This window comes from Sinorhizobium sp. NFACC03, assembly GCF_900103435.1.
Taxonomy (GTDB): Bacteria; Pseudomonadota; Alphaproteobacteria; order Rhizobiales; family Rhizobiaceae; genus Ensifer.
This window is the reverse complement of record NZ_FMXF01000060.1, coordinates 1-17,477: the sequence shown is the minus strand read 5'-3', so window position 1 is coordinate 17,477 and position 17,477 is coordinate 1. Positions and strand designations below refer to the sequence as shown.

Here is a 17,477-nt window from a genome sequence, read left to right as displayed (position 1 = left end):
CGCGACACCAGCCCCATGGAAAGCGCGTCGACGATATCCCGGCTGTCCTGATTGCAGTCTAGCGAGCCCGGCAGGACTGGGCTGCGCTCTTCAAGGAGAATGGGAAGCCGGGAGCCGAACGCCACTCTGTGACCGAAGCCAAGGCATCAGGTCACGTATTGGAGATTGGTTCAAGAACCGAACGGCAGATGCCTGTCGCGCGGAAGGAAGACATTTAGCCTTATCGGCGGAAATGCCGGTCAATAACCAACCGAACCCAAGGAAAAGCAGCCAATTGAAGCCGTTTTGCCCCTTGTGTTCTTTCATTGGAGACTGTCAATGACGAGTCTCAGGGCATCCAATTGGCGCGGGTTCAGGAGTTGGTTCGATATTGGGGTACTGAGTACGATTGGCGGAAGGCCGAGGCAGAGCTCAATGCGCTGCCGCAGTTTATTACGAAGATCGATGGGATCGACATCCAGTTCATACAAGTTAAATCGCGCCATCCGAATGCCCTTCCAGTTCTACTCACGCACGGCTGGCCGGGTTCGATGTTCGAATTTATCAAGACCATCGGCCCACTCACCGATCCGACAGCATACGGCGGCAGCGCTGAGGACGCGTTCGACGTAATCATTCCGTCGATCCCGGGACATGGCTTTTCCGACAAGCCGACCGAAGTGGGCTGGGGTCCCGATCGAACCGCGAAAGCATGGGACGCACTGATGAAGCGGCTCGGCTATGCGCATTACGTGTCTCAGGGCGGCGACCATGGTTCCGTCATCTCCGACGCATTAGCCCGTCAAGCGCCGGACGGCCTCCGCGCCATCCACTTGAACATGCCGGCGACGATACCCGGTGATCTGGTAAAACTGATCAACAGCGGCGAGCGCGCCCCGGAGGCCTTGAGCGCGCCTGAACGGGAAGCGTTCCAGTCACTGAGCACTTTCTTCGGACGGAATGCTGCCTATGGGGCTATGATGGTGACCCGGCCGCAGACAATAGGGTTTCCGCTCGCGGATTCGCCTTCTGGGCTTGCCGCCTGGATCTACGAGAAGTTCGCGCAGTGGAGTGATAGCGACGGCCAGCCGGAGCGCGTATTTACAAAAGACGAAATGCTGAATGATATCACTCTGTACTGGTTGACCAATACCGGAGCTTCCGCATCCCGTTTCTATTGGGAGAACAACAACAACAATTTCAGCGCGGAGGCGCAAAAGACCAAGGACATCAAGATCCCTGTAGCGATCTCAGTGTTCCCGAAGGAAATATACCGTGCCCCGGAAAGCTGGAGCAAGGAAGCTTACCCCTCGCTCTATTATTATCATCAGGTAAAAAAGGGTGGGCATTTCGCAGCGTGGGAGCAGCCCCAGCTCTTCGCAGAGGAACTGCGCGCGGCATTTAAATCCGTACGCTGATATCAGGCTGCCCCCAATGCGGCCCTTCAAACCGCAGGTCAACTGCTTGCCCTCTTCAGGGCGCTGTCATTCCTCTATCTGACGGTGACGGTTACGCCTCGCTACTTGCCGAGCTTAAGGACAGGATCCGAACAGCTCGCCTGAAGGCGGCCGTCGCTGTCAATCGAGAACTCATCTTGCTCCACTGGAGCGTCGGCAGCGATACTCGGCAGAGCGGTGGCGGCGCAGGAGGGCTTCCCCCATTCAGAGGGAATCGCTTGTGGACGCGCTGATTGAGTCTCTGCTGGGCAGGTGACGCGTGGGTGCAACTGCGTCCAGGCCGATGCCTAACAAATGACGCAGGCCTACCGTAGCCAATGGCTGTGGATCGCCAACAAGTCAGCATAGGCGGTCGGATTGCTGGCTAGCACTGGGTGCCCCTTGAACAAGGCTTCACCCTCTGTCGGGAAGGGCAGATAGTCGCCACCGGCTTCCTTGACGAGGCAGTAACCAGCCATGCAGTCCCACGCGTGCATATACGGTTCGTAATAGCCGACGAGACGGCCGGCCGCTACATAGGCGAGCATCAGCGCTCCGGAACCATTGCGGATGAAGTTGCCGCCTATGCGGAGCAGAGCGGCGATGATCTGGCCCGCCCGCTCCGGCTCGACATAAGTATTGCAGCCAATGCCGGTGATGGCGTTCTGGACGGTGCGAGACGGATCGAGGTTCAATTTCGTCCCGTTGAGGCTCGCACCCTTGCCAGCGGCTGAAGCATAGAGTTCGCCATCGCAGGGCACATGGATCACGCCGATCACCGACACGCCGCCATGCAGCACGGCGATCGACACGCACCACGTCGACATGCCGTTGACGAACGGCGCGGTACCGTCGATTGGGTCCACAACCCAGATATAGCCGGAGGCGCCCTCCACATAGCTGAATTCCTCGCCGAGGAATCCATCCTCTGGAAGCTCGGCGGCGACGCGCTCCCGGATCAGCGTCTCGACATGACGGTCGGCGATCGAGACAACGTCCTGCAGGTCGCGCTTGGTCTCGATCACCAGGGTGTCTCGCTTGTTGAAGTAGTCGCGCGCGAGCGCCCCCGCCTCCTCGGCAATTGACTTCGCTAGTGCGAAACGCCGATCGAGGCCCTCTTCATGAATGCTCATGGTTTTTCCTTTTTCATAATGAGAGAAGACAAGACAGACCCACAACGGCAGTGATGGATGGCAGCGCTTCGGCGCACCGTTTCCGAACGGCAACTCACTTAGCTTCAATCGCAATACGGGCGTAAGCTTCAGGCGGAGCATCACAGGCGTGCATGAGATTCCGCATGAGACGCGTCATTGCATGCTCGATCTCCTGGGAGATCAGGGGCGTATTCTGCCCTGGGTCATCAGCGAGATCGTAGAGCCGCGTTGCGCTCTCAAGGAGTGCACCGGGACCGTAGTTGTCGAAGAAGGGCGACCGCTCGATCACCGGTATCTTGAGAACCGGCGCTCCCTTGGAGAAGGGCATCGGTTGTGCAAGCGAGGCTCCGGCGAGTTCTTCCGGCGTGAACGGCTCCCAGATGTGCGTCGGCATCAGTGTGTATTGATAAAGCTCCTGGGAGCGAGGGTCGGGCGGGAAGCGGTGATAGGTATAGCGTCCGTCCGTCACGTTGATTGCACCGCCGAAATAGCCAAACAGGGCGCCCTGCCGCAGCGAGCGATCGGCGTCGAGGAGCGGCAGCAGTGAATGCCCCTGCACCTCGGCAGGGGCCTGCACGTCGAACAGATCGAGGAATGTCGGCGCGAGATCGATCGTCTGGGTCAGAGCCGACCGCCGGACGCCGGCGCTTGCCGGCCGGCGTGGATCGTGAACGAAGAGCGGGATGTGCACGATCTCCTCGTACATGTTCATCCGGTTCTTCGCCCAGAAATCGTGTTCGCCGAGAAGAAAGCCGTGATCGGTGGTGACAACGAGCGCGGTGTCGCGCCAAAGGTCGTGCGCATCGAAGTAATCGAGAAGCTGCCCGATGAGGAAATCGCAAAGCGCGACGACGGCGTAGTAGTTGGCGCGCAGTTCCTCGCACTCTTCCGGCGGTTCGTCGACGCGGCCGTAGCGCGGCCAGTCGCGAACCGGACCGTTCCAGCCCGTCGCGAATTTCTCGCGAAACCGTTCGGGCGCGGTGAAGGGCTCATGCGGGTCGAAGGTCTCGATCTGTAGGAGCCAGTCGTCCGCGGTCCGGTTCCGCTCGAGGAACTCCAGTCCGGCAGCGAAACAGCGTACGGACGGAAACTCAGTCTCTTCGTTGATGAACTCGCGGTTCACGATGTTGCGCCGAAACTTGTCGCGTACCGATTGGCTAAATTGCCGCTTATGATACATCTGGCGCAGGCGCTCCCATGGCGGCTGCACCATGGCCTTCCAAGGATCGCCCTCCTGCCCGCGGATAAACTCGTAGCTGTCATACCGGGTGTGATAGGTAGCGCCGCCGTCTTCGAAATAGTGGAAGTGATCGGTGACGAGATGGCTGTACGAGCCGGCTCGGCATAGCAGCTCGGAGAAGGAATTGTCGAACGGTTCGAGCGGCCCCCAGCTCCTGTGGAGAAAGCTCAGCCGTCCGGTCTGCAGGTCGCGGCGCGCCGGCATGCAGGGCAGGCTGCCGACATAGTGGCGCTCGAACGTTGCGGTGCGCTCAGCCAAGCGGGCGAAATTGGGCGTCGGCACCCGCTGTCCACCGTATGGGGAGAGCACGTGGCGGTTAAGCGAATCAAAGAGTACGAAGACCGCCTTCATCGAGTCTCAGCTGTCCCTCATTCAGAGCTGCCAATTGCAGCATTTCGTTTGAGCGGTTCGACCGGTCCCGGCGTTGCTGCGAGGATGCCAGTGCCATTGGCCAGTGCGTCCCGGCCCTGAAATCGCTGGTCGTGGCGCCGCGTCCCTCGCATATGGCGCTCTCAGTTGCCGCCGAAGCTTCCGCCGGAAAGCGGCGAACCATTAGGAGCTCTGCTCGACGGCCGTCCGCCGTTGGCTGAAGCGGACGCCCGTCGCATCTGTTCGCCGCCCACCTTGATCGACCTACCGTTCCGAAAGGCGCCCGCCTTTATTTTCGCCGAAAAGAGCGCGGCCGCAACTGGATTGTACACAGTGTCGAGCAACAGCTCGCCGGCTGGCCTCCTCGATGCCTATCATCTCGAGGAGGCCTCAGCCTGCGCGGCCGGCCCGCTTGACGAGCATGGTTATGAACGGCGCGTCATCACCCGAGATCGTGTCAATGAGCCCGTCGGCGATCCATTGCACCAGGTCCGGCAAAGGATCGCGTCCGCTGCGCCAAAACTGGGCAAGCACTTCGGGGCGAGGCACGTGTATGCGGTTGCTGAAGCCTGCTTGATGCAGCGCCTTCGCATCGTCGGGGTGGAACATGTCGAGCTCGATCGAGACCGAGTTCGCGCCGCACGCCTTCAACATCCCCACGAGGTCGGCGTGGCGGGCATGGGTGATGGCTTCGGTCCGGAGGCCCGGATGGCGCTCGACCGCACGCTTCAGCATCACATGGTCGAAACTGATGACAATGACCCGGTCGACGGTCCCCGTTGCTCGCAGCAAGGCTGCCACGCGATCAACGGCAATGTCCGGTCGCTCCACCTCCTTGATCTCGAGCACAACCCCCATGTCGTCCGCCTTTGCCCAATCGAGCGCTTCCGCCACGGTCGGTATCTTCGTCCCAGCGAAAGCGGGATGAAACCGGATCCCCGCATCCAGCCTGCGGATCTGCTCGAGGCTGAGGTCGGCAGCAAAGCCAAATCCGTTTGTCGTCCTATCGACGGTCAAGTCGTGCAGGATGATCGGCTCAGCGTCCGCGGTCAGCACGACGTCGATCTCGACCGTCGTCGCCCCGGCAACCTTTGCCGCTTCGAATGCCGGCAGCGTATTTTCCGGGTAATGGAGGCTGTAGCCGCGGTGGCCACAGACATGGACGCGTCCCGCTTCGCGGGCAAGGAAACTGAAGGCCATATTCGCTTGATCCTCCATCGTGCGGCGCGACTTCTCTAGATTACGATGATTTTTGGTCGGATCGACCAAAAATCATAAACGTGATCGATTCTAACAAGTTAGAGCGGATGCGAGCGGAAAACCGCACGCACTTTTCCTCATCCCGCTCTACCGGCGCGCTCTAACTGTTTCGCGAACGACGAGCTCGACCGGGAAGTGGACAGAAATCGGCGGCGAGTCGGGATCGGCAAGGCGCCGGTCGAGAACCGATATGACCTCCAGGGCAATCCGCCGGGGATCTTGCCGCAGCGTGGTGAGCCGGTACGAGGACCACGCCGCGCTGGGCACGTCGTCGAAGCCGATAACCGAAACGTCGTCTGGCACGCGCAAGCCCGCGCCGCGAAGGTGATCGAGCGTTCCGAATGCCATGAGGTCATTCACACAGAAGATCGCGTCGGGCGCCGCGCCGCTCGCCAGCAGCTGTCGCGCCGCCTTTTGCCCGCCATCGTAGTCGGCGCAGCCGGCACGAACGACCCTCACCTCGAACCCGGAAGCAGCGGCAAATTCACCAAAGGCATGCTCGCGGGCGGAGAGGCTCGGGCTAGGGTTCGCCCTGCTGACGACCGCGAAACGGGAGGCTCTTGCCATGCGCAACGCCTCGAAGGCCTGCTGCGCGCCGTCCCTGTCATCGCAATGCACGCTGTCGAGGCCGGTCTCGGCCCGATTTATCAGGACCAGCGGCTGTCCATTTCGCCGCGTGAGTTCGACAAGGCTGGCCGGTGGAGAGCCAGAGAGGAAGACCGTCGCCTCCGCCCGATAGCGCAGCAACTGCCGGCTGGCATTCGCGACCTCGTCCGCCGTAGGGCCGATACTGATGATCGCCGGCACGTTGGAGCGCTTAATCAAGGCGAGCGAGAGGGCCGCAATCATCTGGGCCCGGAATGGAGAATCGGCGTCGGAGGTCACGAGTCCGACCAGCCGGCTCCGATTGGCGAGAAGCCCCCGGGCGAGATCGTTGACCTGATATCCGAGCGCCGCGGCTGCCTCCCGCACCCGCGCCAGCGTTGCTGGTGCGATGCTTGCGCCGGGGGTGAAGGCCCGTGAAACCGCCGACCGTGACACGCCCGCACGCTCGGCAACTGCCTGGGCGCTCACGAAGCGGCCCTGGTTGCTGTCTCTGGTATCCGGCACCCGCTCGCCCCCCGCTGGACATTCCCGGAAGTGCATTCATAATCACGTTGCACAGCATTGCAACAATCAATGACGGCACGATGAAAACGTGCCGCGGCCAGGGAGGAAATCAGGATGATTCACTGGAAATTCGGAACTGCTGCGCTTCTGAGCGCCGCATTGGCAGGTGGCAGTGCGGCCTTCCTTGCGGCGACGCCTCTGTTCGCGCAAGAAACCGTGAAGCTCGAACTCTGGTCACGTCAGGATCCGTCGGGGCCGCTGCGCCCCGGCAACGTGGTAAAGGCGGCCGAGCGGCTGAACAAGGAACTCGAGGCCGAGGGCTCCTCCAAGCGTGTCGAAGTTGTCGTGCGAGAGAGCCCCGCCAAGGGCTTCGACGACGACGCACTGCAACTTCTCAAGGTATTCGGCGTCGGCGAGGGCCCCGATATATTCATCGCCGCGCACGAATGGATCTGCGCCTTCCAGGAGGACGGCTTCGCTCTCAAGCTTGACGACTATATCGCCAAGTACCCTCAACATTTCGGCACGATCTTTCCGTCGCTCTGGTCATCGGCGAAGTGTCCCGATGGCACCTACGCGGTTCCGCAAGACGCCGAAGCCAGGATGTTCTTCTACAACAAGAAGCTCCTGCGTGAGGCCGGCTACGACGCTGCCTTCGTCGACGCCATGCCTGAGCGGGCGTTGTCGGGCGACCTGACGCTGGACGAGGTGCTGGAGATTGCCAAGCAGGTCGTCGACAAGACAAAGGCGCAATACGGTGTACTTCACCGGCCGAACAAGGGGCCTGACTACATCATGGTGTTCCAGGCCTATGGCAGCGACTTCGTCGATCCGGCAACCGGCAAACTGCTCCTCGAGCGCGACAAGCTCGCCGCTGCCTACGGCTGGTTCGAGCGCGCAGTGAAAGCAGGCGTCATTCCGGCCAACAACACCGCGATGGAATTCGATGCGCTGCGGAAGGAATTCTACACCGGCAACGCCGCATTCTTCATGTACGGCATCTGGGACCTCGGCAGCGTCGCGTTCCCGACCTACGGGCTGCCGCAGGAGGAGAAGGCCTTCTTCGCGGATTGGGGCTGGATCGCCGGGCCGGCGCCCCAAAAGGGCGGCTTGCCGGTCAGTCTGACGCATCCGATCGTCTATGCGATTGCTGCCGACACGAAGGAGCCGGAACTCGCCGTCCGCCTGCTTGGCCACGCTTCAGCGGCCGACCTCAACACAGATCACGCGGTCACAACGACGCATATCGGCATCAAGCCCGAGCAACTCGAAGACCCGCGCTATGCCAAGGCCTGGCCGCTCGCCAGAGCAACCGAACTGCTGAAGATCACGAAGTTCCTGCCGAACAACTCGCAGTTCGGCGACCTCAACGGCATCATCTATGCCGGGATTCAAGGCATAGAGTCGGGGCGGCTGTCGGCGGAGCAAGCAGCAGATTTCGTCATCGAGGAGGCCTCGTCCTCCCTCGAGGACGTGATCGTCAAGTAGGTCCAATCGGTCTCGCGACCTTCGATCCGGAAGTGCCGGGGGCGACGGTCGCGAAGTCCGCCCTGCGAGCCAAACGATGACGACTATAGCGGATGAACTCACGATCGAGCGGCGCGGCCATGCGGGATCGGCGGCGCGAAAGCGCACGAACTTCGTGATCTTTCTCGGCCCGGCGATCCTTCTCACGGTCTTCTTCTTCGTCGTCCCCGTCATCATCGATATCGCGGTGTCGTTTACCGACCTCAGCCGCTCGCTCCGTATCAGCGAGTTCACCACCGAGCAGTACGAGAAGGTCTTTCGAACGGATCGCCGGCTGTCGCAAGTCATAGGTCTGACCTTCATCTATGTCTTCGGCACGCTGGCGATCTTCAACGTCACCTTTGGCCTGATCCTCGCCATCACCACCACGGCGATAAGGAATGTATCCGGCAGCTTCTTCCGGGGGGTGTGGCTGCTGCCGCGAATGAGCCCCTCAGTCCTCTATATTCTGCTCTGGCTTTGGGCGGTGAGCCCAACCAAGGCCGGCCTCGTAAACCAGGTCCTCATGCAGGCGTTCGGTCTCGACGCGCCGCTCGATCTGCTCACTTCGGCACCGATCGCTCTCATCATCATCTCGAACGGCTTTATCGGCGCTTCGATGGGCATGATCATCTTCACCGCCGCGATCCGCGGCATCCCTGAGCACCTGTTCCACGCGGCGGCAGTGGACGGCGCCGGGACCTTCGCAACGATCCGCTTCATCACGCTACCGGCGCTGCGTTGGCCGATCAGCTTTGTGACGATCTACCAGACACTTTCGCTGCTGGTCAGCTTCGAATACATCCTGCTCCTCACCAAGGGCGGTCCGTTCTACGACACGACTGTCTATGCGCTCTACGTGTACCGTCGCGCCTTCGAGAGCGGCCAGTATGGCTACGGAGCCGCGCTGGCGCTTTTTCTGATCGTCATTGGCGTCGTCGTCGCGCTCCTGGGCTGGCGCTTCTTCGATATGGAACGCCTGCTGCAGCGCCCACGCATCGAGGTGCATTGAGATGGCCACGCGAGCGATCCCCATGGCGTCCACGGCGGCAACCGAGTCGGCGGCAGACTGGGATGTGTTGGCAGCACGGGCGCGTGCCGTCCGCCGCACCAAAGCGGTCGTTCTCTACGCCTTCCTGATCGCGGTGTCGCTGCCGATCATCCTGCCCTATTTCTGGCTCGTGACGATCGCCTTCTCGGCCAAGACAGGCGTCGCCGAGACAGCGGTTCTGTGGCGCTCGATGGCCGTGGTCGTGCCGGCCGTCGTTGCCTTCTGGCTCACTGCCGCGCTCGCGCAAGGCCGGCGCCAGTTATGGATCGGCATTGCGGCAGTCGCCGCGATCGCCGTCTTCGCCTTCGCCCTCCTGGTCGGTCCCGACCTGCACCTCGGCAACTTCATCTTCCTCTGGGAGCCGGACTTCGCCTCGGTGGTGCGGTCGCGGATCGGGGAAGTCAAGGGCGCGGTGCAGTTTCCCAACGTCTGGCATGCCTTCGGCAACTCGATCCTGATCGCCACCGCGCAAACCGCCATCGTCGTCACTGTCGCCTCATTGGCAGCCTACTACCTGTCGCGCTTCCAGTTCCCCGGCCGTTCCTCGATGCTGCGCTCGCTGTTGGTGCTTCACGCTTTCCCCGTGCTGACGCTGATCGTGCCGATGTTCCTGATGCTCTACTGGATCGGGCTCCTCGACACGCTTTCCGGCGTCATCCTTGTGCTTGTCGCCTTCGAGCTGCCGTTTGCGATTTTCATCATGAAGGGCTTCTTCGACGCAGTCCCGTGGGACATCGAGATGAGCGCGCTAACCGACGGCGCGTCACGGCGGCAGGCATTCGTGAGCGTGGTGCTGCCGCAGGTGAGGAACGGTATCCTCGCCATCGCGGTCTTCACCTTCATCCGCGGCTGGGAAGAGTACATCTTCGTATTCACGTTCCTGATCAGGAACAGCAATTGGACAATGAGCCTCTACATGTACTGGGCGCGCGATGATGTCATGGGCGTCGACTACGGCGTCGTATCTGCGGTTGGAGTCTTCTATCTTGTCCCGAGTCTCATCCTCTACATGGCGGCGCAGCGCTATCTCATGCAGATGTCGATCGGCGGCGTGAAGGGCTGACGATGGCGAAGATCGAATTTCGCAACGTGGTGAAGCGCTTCGGCGCCGTCGAGGTCATCCCCGATATGAGCCTTGTGATTGAGGACGGCGAGTTCGTCGCACTTCTCGGCCCATCCGGCTGCGGCAAGTCAACTAGCCTGTTCATGCTCGCCGGCATCTATCTTCCGAGTGGCGGCGAGCTGCTCTTCGACGGTCATGTCGTCAATGAGGTGGAAGCCCGTGACCGCAATGTCGGCATCGTCTTTCAATCCTACGCGCTCTACCCGCACATGAGCGTGCAAGACAACATCCTGTTTCCGCTGCGCTTCAAGAGAACGCCGCGCGAAGAAGCGCTTGCCAAAGTGAAGGCCGCCGCGGACCTTGTCCGGGTCGCGGAGCTCCTCGACCGTCGCCCCGGCGAGCTTTCCGGCGGTCAGCAACAGCGCGTCGCCCTTGCGCGCGCCCTCGTGAAGGAGCCGCATCTTCTGCTGCTCGACGAGCCGCTCTCCAATCTCGACGCTTCGCTTCGCCTTTCGATGCGGACCGAGATCAAATCGCTGCACGAGCAGCTCGGCGTCACGACCGTCCTCGTCACGCATGACCAGATCGAGGCGACCACAATGGCCGACCGCATCATCTGCATGCGCGCGGGCCGGATCGAGCAGGTCGGGACGCCGGACGACCTCTACCTCAGGCCTTCGAGCCTGTTCGTCGCCAGCTTCATCGGCTCGCCGCCCATCAACCTCATTGCCGGCGAAGCCGAGGGCGGCACAGTTACGGTGAACGGCGTCAGATTTCACGTCGAGGGCGCGTCGGGATCGCTGACTGTCGGGCTGAGGCCGGAGCACCTCAAATTCGGCGATACCGGCATCGCCGGGCGGATCGCGCAGATCGAGCCGATGGGCCGCGAGGTCCTCTACGTCGTCGAAACCGGCATGGGCGCCGTTCGCGTGCTTGAACAGGGCTCCTCCGCCGGGCACTCAACAGGCGAGCGGGTAAAGATCGGTTTCCTGCCTGCGAATTCGCTTGTGTTCGAGACGAAGCGGCAGCAGCTCATTGTCGGCGCACATGTCCGTGCGTCGGCTTGACAGGGTCGACCGGTCGAGCGACAGCCGCTCCATTTCCCCAAGCGGAGAGGCGCGCGTATGGCGACTGAGACCAGCAAGCATACGGCAAATCCGCCAGTCGCGATCGAGGGTCCCCATGGTCGTGTCCGGCTCAAGTGGCACAAGCTGCGCACCCGCCTCGCCGAGGCGCCCTTCAAACCCTCGAACCTCGCCCTCGGCTGGCAGCTCGGCGCCAGCCTCGAGGTGGACATACTCGTGACCGCCGATGGCCGCTTCGCGGTTCTCCACGATCCGACGCTCGGTCCCTCGACGACCGGCCGCGGCCGCGTTCCGCGCATGCCGATGGCCTCGATGAGGGAACTCTTCCACCGGGACGCCAGCGGCGGTCCAGACCCAGATGCGCCGGTTCTGTCGCTCGCCGAACTGGTCGCCCCGCTTCGAAAACTGCCGAGAGCGCCATCGGCCAACCTTCAGTTGGATCTCAAGCTGCTCCAGGGACACGCGCTTCCGGACTCGGCAATCGCCGATACCGCGGCGGCGGTCGCCGGACTCGAGGATGCCATCGTTGTCGGATCGTATCACCTGGATGAGGCACGCCGTCTCGTCGCCGCCATTCCCGGAGCCAGGCTCGGCTATGACCCGATGCTGGCGGTATCGCGCCAGCCAGGTTTGCGCTGCCCTGAGCGGCTGCTGCGCCACATCGAGCGGCGCAGCAGCGGCATGAGCCTCGTCTATCTCCGGTTCGATGCCATCGTTGCCGCGGAAAACCAGGGATTCCCCCTCGTTGCGCGCCTGTTGGCCCTTGGCATCGAGACGGACGCCTGGACGGTTAATCCCGGCACCGACATCAGCGACGCCATCCTGCGTACCCTCGTGGAGGCGAAAGTACGCCAGCTCACAACCGATGCTCCGAGCGAGATATTCCGCCTGATCCGATCGCTTTGAGCATGTGGGCGCATCTCGCTGCCTCGTCTGAATCGCGCTACCAAGCCTGCACTATCTAGGCCGCTGTACTTCAAACCGTATCCGGCTCCTCCGGTCCGGTTCACCAGGTGGTCAAGGATGCCTCCCCAAACGCACCGATCTCAACTCTTCAATGGCATGCTGATACCTGATATCGGCAGAAAGACCGGTTGCAATGGAAGCACTCGCAGCCCGCCTCACGGCTCTTGATGTATTCCAGACGATACATTTATGCGATCACAGACGCACAAAGCGAGAACGTCGGAGGAACAGCCCTGCCGCGGTCTAACGCCTTCTTCTCAGTCTGTGCGCTGACCACACTTGACCTGGCACTTACACGTTGCGACGACTAAAGCCTAACGTCTATCGGAAACGAGGCCTCGATACTGAACACCATACATGTTGGAGTCGTTTCGCGCTGTGCCAACATCAACGAGATCGGTGACGGACGACATCATCGCCGAGTGAGAGATCCGCGACGACATCATAATTGCTGAAGCCTAAGCTGTGGCTCTTCCCTCAACCGTCTACCGGTTCAACGGGCAATATCGAGACAGCGTTCACCTGAAGCGCTGACCCTTATCATCGAACACGGAACTTCGCGCAGTGGGCAAGACGAGCTTATCCGGTCGCCACCGGCTGGTCGCACATAGTCCCGGCTTTCGATGATGACGCTCTGCCCTCCCTCCGGACGGCAATAGACGTAGCAGGTCCCGCCGAGATACTCGCTGAACTCCACGACGGCCGGGGAGCTACACCCGGGGCCTTCTGCGCCGTCAGGCGAGTGCCTCTCGCAGCGCCTCGGTGTCCTCGTAGAAGTGATAGAGCACGATCCGACCCTCGTTGACGCGGCAGATCAGAGCCCAGTCGCTGGCAAAATCCTTGCCGGTCTGTCGCCCCCGGTGACGCAGCGTGCCATAGAGAGCCGCGTGGTCGCCCTCGCCGAACGCCGCCCCGATCTTGAACTCGCCGGGTTCGAGCAACTCGCCGAAGCCGCCGAAAAACTGCCGCGCGCCGTCGGTTCCCACGAAGGTCCCGTGCAACGGATTGTGCGGATTGGGCGTCGGGCGTGTCGAGATGAAGCGAGCCTGCGGATCGACCATGGCAAGCGCCTGGTCCATCGCGCCGGAAAAGATGTGATTGAGAAAGGTCTGGACGAGTGTCGTTGCGCTCATTGGCTTTGTCTCGCAAGGTTGGAAGGAAGGTCAGAAGCCGGCCAGCACCAGCTTGCCGAGGGTGCGGCCGCTCTCCAGCCGCGCATGAGCCGCGCGCAGGTTGGCGGCATTGATGGCCCCGAGCGTTTCGCTCGCGGTCGAGATGAGGCGCCCCTCGTCGATCATGGTCGCGACGCTGTTCAGGATCGCGCCCTGCCTGGCCATGTCGGCGGTCGCGAACATCGGTCGCGTGAACATGAACTCCCACAGGAAGCCCGCGCTCTTGCGCATGATGAGATTGATGTCCGGCGGGTGATCGAACGGCACGACCGAGCACAGCCGCCCCTGCGACGCCAGGATCTCCGCGACAACCGGGTAATGGCGATCGGGATCGTTCAGGAGCAGGATCAAGTCCGGCGCCGCGTGGCCGAGCGCGGCCAGCTGTGCCGCCATGTCCCCGAAATGGTCGATGACGGCATGGGCTCCAAGCCGCTCGCACCAGGCCCGGGATTCGGGCCGGGAGGCGGTGGCGATGACGGTGAGGCCGGGAACGAGGCGGGCGAGCTGGATAGCGATCGAGCCGACCCCGCCGGCGCCGCCGACGATCAGCAGCGTGCGGCCAGCGGAGGATGCGTCGGGCGAAAGGCCGAACCGTTCGAACAGCGCCTCCCATGCCGTCAGCGCCGTCAACGGCAACGCCGCCGCCTCGGCCGGGTCGAGCGATTTCGGCCGATGCCCGACGATAGCGGCGTTGACGGCGTGGAACTCGCTGTTGCCGCCGGGGCGCGTGAGATCGCCGGCATAATAGACGGCATCGCCCATCGAGAACCCCGCAACGTCGCTTCCCATCGCGACAACCTCGCCGGCGACGTCCCAGCCAAGAACGGCGAATGCCCCATCGTCGGCCTTGCGCCGACGCACCCGGTAATCGGCTGGATTGACCGCGATCGCCTCGACCCGCACCAGGAGGTCGGCGTCTCCCGGTAGCGGTGCGGGAATATCGCGCTCGACGAGCGATTCAGGTTCTTCGATGGGCAGAGATTTGAAAAAACCGATGGACTTCATGGCGGCTCCCTTGTGGAAGACAGCATAGTCTGTGAACAGATGACCGGAATTCTGAAATTTTTGGCATAACCTGTGCATATATAATCGGATTAAAGCGATGCTATGGGATGACATCCGCTATTTTCTGGCGCTTGCGCGCGGCGGCAGCTTGTCGGCCGCTTCCCGCGCCCTCGGCGTCGAGCATTCGACCGTCGCACGGCGCGTCGGTCAGTTGGAGAGCGAGCTACAGGTCCGCCTGTTCGACCGGCTGGCCCGGGGCTGGTCGCTGACGAGCGAGGGCGGGGCGCTGTTAGGGCGGGCGGAGGCCGTCGAGCAGGAGGTGCTAGCCCTGCGCCGGACCGCATTGGGTGTCGATCCGCTCGCCGGAAAGGTGAGGATCTCGGCTCCGCCCCTTCTGCTCAGCCACCTGATCCTGCCGGGCTTGCGCGCCTTCTCGGTCAACCATCCCGGCGTGACGCTGGAGCTGACCGGCGAGCGGCGGGATGCCGATCTTGCGGGCGCCGAGGCCGACATTGCGATTCGTCTCGGCCGCCCGAGCGAACCAGATCTCGTGGCCCGGCCGCTCGGCGAGATCGCCTATGGCCTCTATGGGCTTGTCGAGGAGATCGGGCGGCCGCAGGAGGAGCAGATCTTCGTCGGCTTTGACGACAGCATGCCGGACCTGCCGCAGAAGCTCTGGCTCGATGAGCATGTCGCCGGGCGACGCTTCAGTGTCAGGTCCAACGATATGGCTACGATGCTGCAGGCGGCGCTGTCGGGTTTTGGCATTGCGCTTCTGCCGGATTTCCTGGCCCGCACGCATGACCGATTGAAAACCCTGCCCCTCGACAGCCAGGCGCCGGTCCGCCCGGTCTTCCTCGTGCTGCACGCCGATATCCGGCGTTCTCAGCGCGTTCGCCTAGTCGCGGACGGCATCGTGCAAGCACTGACGAAAGCTGTTTCGTCTTGACCTTTGTCCAGCGCCTCGCTCTGGCTACTCAAAAAGCTGGTTTGGAAAGTCGATCACGCCTTCCTTTAGAAACTTTTCTGTGGGGGCCTGTAGCTCAATGGTTAGAGCCGTCGGCTTATAACCGATTGGTTGCAGGTTCGAGTGCTGCCAGGTTTCGCCACTTGCCTCATGTCCCGATTTGAGGCACGACGTCGTGCGATAAATACATCGACACAGCTCGTTAAGCCAGAACGGTAAGGCTGTCCGCAGACCGGCTGCTCGTTCTTGCCATCGTCCCGTCCGCCCCTAGATTGCCAGAGCATGGATACGCATCGAGCATCAGGCGTTTCACGCGCGAGCGAGGTTTCAGCTGAAACGGGCCCCCAGCGATTGCCGCCAACGGTCGTCAACGAAGTCAACCGGCTGCTTGCCGGACGAACGCGCGATATCCGTCTGAATGCGGAACTTGCTCGCCTCTTCCGGATACGGTCGTGGCCACAGACGTCGAAGATCATTCGCGCCTGGATGATCTGGGTGGTCGTCCTCGATGTCCTGACGCTGGTTGTCAACACAGCCTTGCTCCCGTCTGAAGCCGTTATGAGGATGCTCCTGCCGGCATCGATCCTGCCACCTGCAGCAATCGTCACGGCGGTCGTTTTCCTGAAGCCGCGTGGGCTGATGATGGAGGCCATAGCACTTCACCTTGGCGTCTTCCTCATCCTATTTTCGGTCGCGCTGGTCGGCGTCAACTCGGGCGGCGAATACTATGAACGACACCTGACGATCATGCTTTTTGTGGCCGTGACCGCGATCATCATATTCCCCGTGCCGCTCGAGTGGTCGATGGCAATCGCCGCTTACGCGCTCGGTCTCTATCTGGTCTTTCAGATGCAAAACCCGGATATCGCCGCCGAGAATGCGCTGGCAGGTGCTCTTTTTTTCGCAAGCGGGGTGGTTGCGACCGTCGTTGCGCGCCGCACCGCAGGCATCCTGGCGCACAAGACTTTTCTCCTCGAACTGCGCGATCGGTCTCGCCTTGCCGATCTGACGGACGCCAACTCACGCCTTGAACTGCTTGCACGAACGGACCCGCTCACCGGCATCGCAAATCGGCGCTGGATGATGGAAACGCTCAATCGTGTTTGGAGCAACGGGATCGCGCAAGCTCAGGGTGCGGCGATACTCATGTGCGATATCGACCACTTCAAGCAGCTCAATGACAGTCTCGGACACTCGGAAGGCGACCGGTGTCTGGTAAAGGTCGCCGGCATCATCCAGAGCAGTTTGCGGGACGAACGCGATCAGGTCGCGCGGTATGGCGGCGAAGAATTTCTCGTCCTCTTACGGGACGCCAATGAGGAGGACGGCGTATCGGTGGCCGAACGCATTCGACGGCGCGTCGAGGCTGCGTCTTTGCCGAACCCCAGATCGAACGTGGGTGCCTATGTCACGGTTAGCATTGGACTGGCCATATGGGAACACGGCAGCGAGGCGGGATCTTCAGAGGCGTTGCAGCGGCAAGCGGACGAAGCGCTGTATGAGGCAAAGAAAAGAGGACGCAACCAAGTGGCCCTCTACGCACCGTCCGAAGCGGACTCAATTTGAGCGCTTGGGAGGTTTTGGATCGGTAACTCTCCGGGTGCCCACCGAACTATTAGTCCGGCTGGGTCATCTGAGGCTGCCCCGATGAAGAATGTGCCGATGGCAGCGGCGTGCACGGTCAATTTGCGGCCGTCCGCAACAACATACAGTTTGTACTACCCGTGCGAGTCTAGGTGCTCTAGAACGCTGCCGACAAGACAGCTGCTAACGGAGATTTGCCATGAGTCAGGATAACAAAACCATCGCCACCTGGTACGTCGATCCAGACCGCAGAGGACCGGATGGCGGATGGCCACGCACCCATCTGGCGGCATCTGTTTGAGTTGATCGTCGAGCGCGACCTCTCCCAGAAAAGCGTGCTTGATTTTGGCTGCAACCAGGGCGGCCTGCTGCGTCATCTCTATGCAGTCCGACCTTTCCGCAAGGCGCTTGGTTTCGACATCGCCGAACAGTCGATCGCAAAGGCCGAAGCCTTCAAAGGCAACATGCCCGTGCAGCATGCCGTGGGCGGGCGCCTCGAGGGTTGGGTGGAAGCGTTTGATCTGGCGATC

Annotated in this window: 14 protein-coding genes, 1 tRNA gene and 2 pseudogenes; 10 read left to right on the top strand and 7 right to left on the bottom strand. The window is 61.8% G+C overall.

Translation table 11 applies throughout. The features are described 5' to 3' along the window. Positions 1-308 precede the first annotated feature (308 nt). Positions 309-1,397: pseudogene (locus tag BLU35_RS33930) on the top strand (epoxide hydrolase family protein); the annotation flags it as partial. Positions 1,398-1,741: 344 nt separating this feature from the next. On the opposite strand, the gene BLU35_RS33925 reads toward BLU35_RS33930, so the two are convergent. The 4 genes from BLU35_RS33925 to BLU35_RS33910 form a co-directional block, all read right to left on the bottom strand. Further along, on the bottom strand, positions 1,742-2,548 hold the full coding sequence (locus tag BLU35_RS33925; RefSeq protein ID WP_093236399.1) for an inositol monophosphatase family protein: 807 nt from the start codon (positions 2,546-2,548) through the stop codon (positions 1,742-1,744). Between the two features lie 94 nt (positions 2,549-2,642). Then, positions 2,643-4,160 carry a sulfatase family protein gene (locus tag BLU35_RS33920; protein ID WP_093236398.1) on the bottom strand — a complete coding sequence of 506 codons (1,518 nt, stop codon included), beginning with the start codon at positions 4,158-4,160 and terminating at the stop codon, positions 2,643-2,645. 408 nt (positions 4,161-4,568) lie between these two features. Next, a complete protein-coding gene (locus tag BLU35_RS33915) occupies positions 4,569-5,447 on the bottom strand; it encodes a glycerophosphodiester phosphodiesterase (RefSeq protein ID WP_286161728.1) in 879 nt (292 codons plus the stop codon). Positions 5,448-5,525: 78 nt separating this feature from the next. Continuing rightward, positions 5,526-6,548 (bottom strand): LacI family DNA-binding transcriptional regulator, encoded by a 1,023-nt coding sequence (locus BLU35_RS33910; RefSeq protein ID WP_093236396.1) that lies wholly within the window; start codon positions 6,546-6,548, stop codon positions 5,526-5,528. Between the two features lie 114 nt (positions 6,549-6,662). Here BLU35_RS33910 and BLU35_RS33905 point away from each other — a divergent pair, with 114 nt between their 5' ends. The 5 genes from BLU35_RS33905 to BLU35_RS33885 all read left to right on the top strand — a co-directional run bounded on the left by BLU35_RS33905 (position 6,663) and on the right by BLU35_RS33885 (position 12,159). After that, complete coding sequence (locus tag BLU35_RS33905) at positions 6,663-8,036, top strand: ABC transporter substrate-binding protein (protein WP_093236395.1); 1,374 nt, start codon at positions 6,663-6,665, stop codon at positions 8,034-8,036. Between the two features lie 76 nt (positions 8,037-8,112). Then, the gene (locus BLU35_RS33900; protein ID WP_093236394.1) at positions 8,113-9,066 is read left to right on the top strand and encodes a carbohydrate ABC transporter permease; all 954 of its coding nucleotides are present in this window, start codon (positions 8,113-8,115) and stop codon (positions 9,064-9,066) included. A gap of 1 nt (position 9,067) precedes the next feature. Further along, positions 9,068-10,168 carry a carbohydrate ABC transporter permease gene (locus BLU35_RS33895; RefSeq protein WP_093236393.1) on the top strand — a complete coding sequence of 367 codons (1,101 nt, stop codon included), beginning with the start codon at positions 9,068-9,070 and terminating at the stop codon, positions 10,166-10,168. Between the two features lie 2 nt (positions 10,169-10,170). Continuing rightward, the gene (locus tag BLU35_RS33890; RefSeq protein ID WP_093236392.1) at positions 10,171-11,235 is read left to right on the top strand and encodes an ABC transporter ATP-binding protein; all 1,065 of its coding nucleotides are present in this window, start codon (positions 10,171-10,173) and stop codon (positions 11,233-11,235) included. A 57-nt stretch (positions 11,236-11,292) separates the two neighbouring features. Beyond that, positions 11,293-12,159: a glycerophosphodiester phosphodiesterase gene (locus tag BLU35_RS33885; RefSeq protein ID WP_176907574.1), complete on the top strand. Its 867-nt coding sequence runs from the start codon at positions 11,293-11,295 to the stop codon at positions 12,157-12,159. Between the two features lie 553 nt (positions 12,160-12,712). On the opposite strand, the gene BLU35_RS36925 is transcribed toward BLU35_RS33885, so the two are convergent. From BLU35_RS36925 to BLU35_RS33875, 3 genes are read right to left on the bottom strand one after another with little or no spacing between them, the layout of a single operon-like run. Next, positions 12,713-12,916, bottom strand: coding sequence for a hypothetical protein (locus BLU35_RS36925; protein ID WP_502688207.1), 204 nt, complete (start codon positions 12,914-12,916; stop codon positions 12,713-12,715). A gap of 37 nt (positions 12,917-12,953) precedes the next feature. Further along, the gene (locus tag BLU35_RS33880) at positions 12,954-13,352 is read right to left on the bottom strand and encodes a nuclear transport factor 2 family protein (RefSeq protein ID WP_093236391.1); all 399 of its coding nucleotides are present in this window, start codon (positions 13,350-13,352) and stop codon (positions 12,954-12,956) included. A gap of 30 nt (positions 13,353-13,382) precedes the next feature. Next, positions 13,383-14,396: a zinc-binding alcohol dehydrogenase family protein gene (locus tag BLU35_RS33875; RefSeq protein WP_093236390.1), complete on the bottom strand. Its 1,014-nt coding sequence runs from the start codon at positions 14,394-14,396 to the stop codon at positions 13,383-13,385. A gap of 97 nt (positions 14,397-14,493) precedes the next feature. Between BLU35_RS33875 and BLU35_RS33870 the strand changes: the two genes are divergently transcribed. The 4 genes and pseudogenes from BLU35_RS33870 to BLU35_RS33855 all read left to right on the top strand — a co-directional run. Further along, positions 14,494-15,345 (top strand): LysR family transcriptional regulator, encoded by an 852-nt coding sequence (locus BLU35_RS33870; protein WP_093236389.1) that lies wholly within the window; start codon positions 14,494-14,496, stop codon positions 15,343-15,345. 83 nt (positions 15,346-15,428) lie between these two features. After that, positions 15,429-15,505, top strand: a tRNA-Ile gene (locus tag BLU35_RS33865). Positions 15,506-15,645: 140 nt separating this feature from the next. Continuing rightward, complete coding sequence (locus BLU35_RS33860; RefSeq protein ID WP_502688206.1) at positions 15,646-16,929, top strand: GGDEF domain-containing protein; 1,284 nt, start codon at positions 15,646-15,648, stop codon at positions 16,927-16,929. A 217-nt stretch (positions 16,930-17,146) separates the two neighbouring features. Then, positions 17,147-17,477: pseudogene (locus tag BLU35_RS33855) on the top strand (methyltransferase domain-containing protein); the annotation flags it as partial.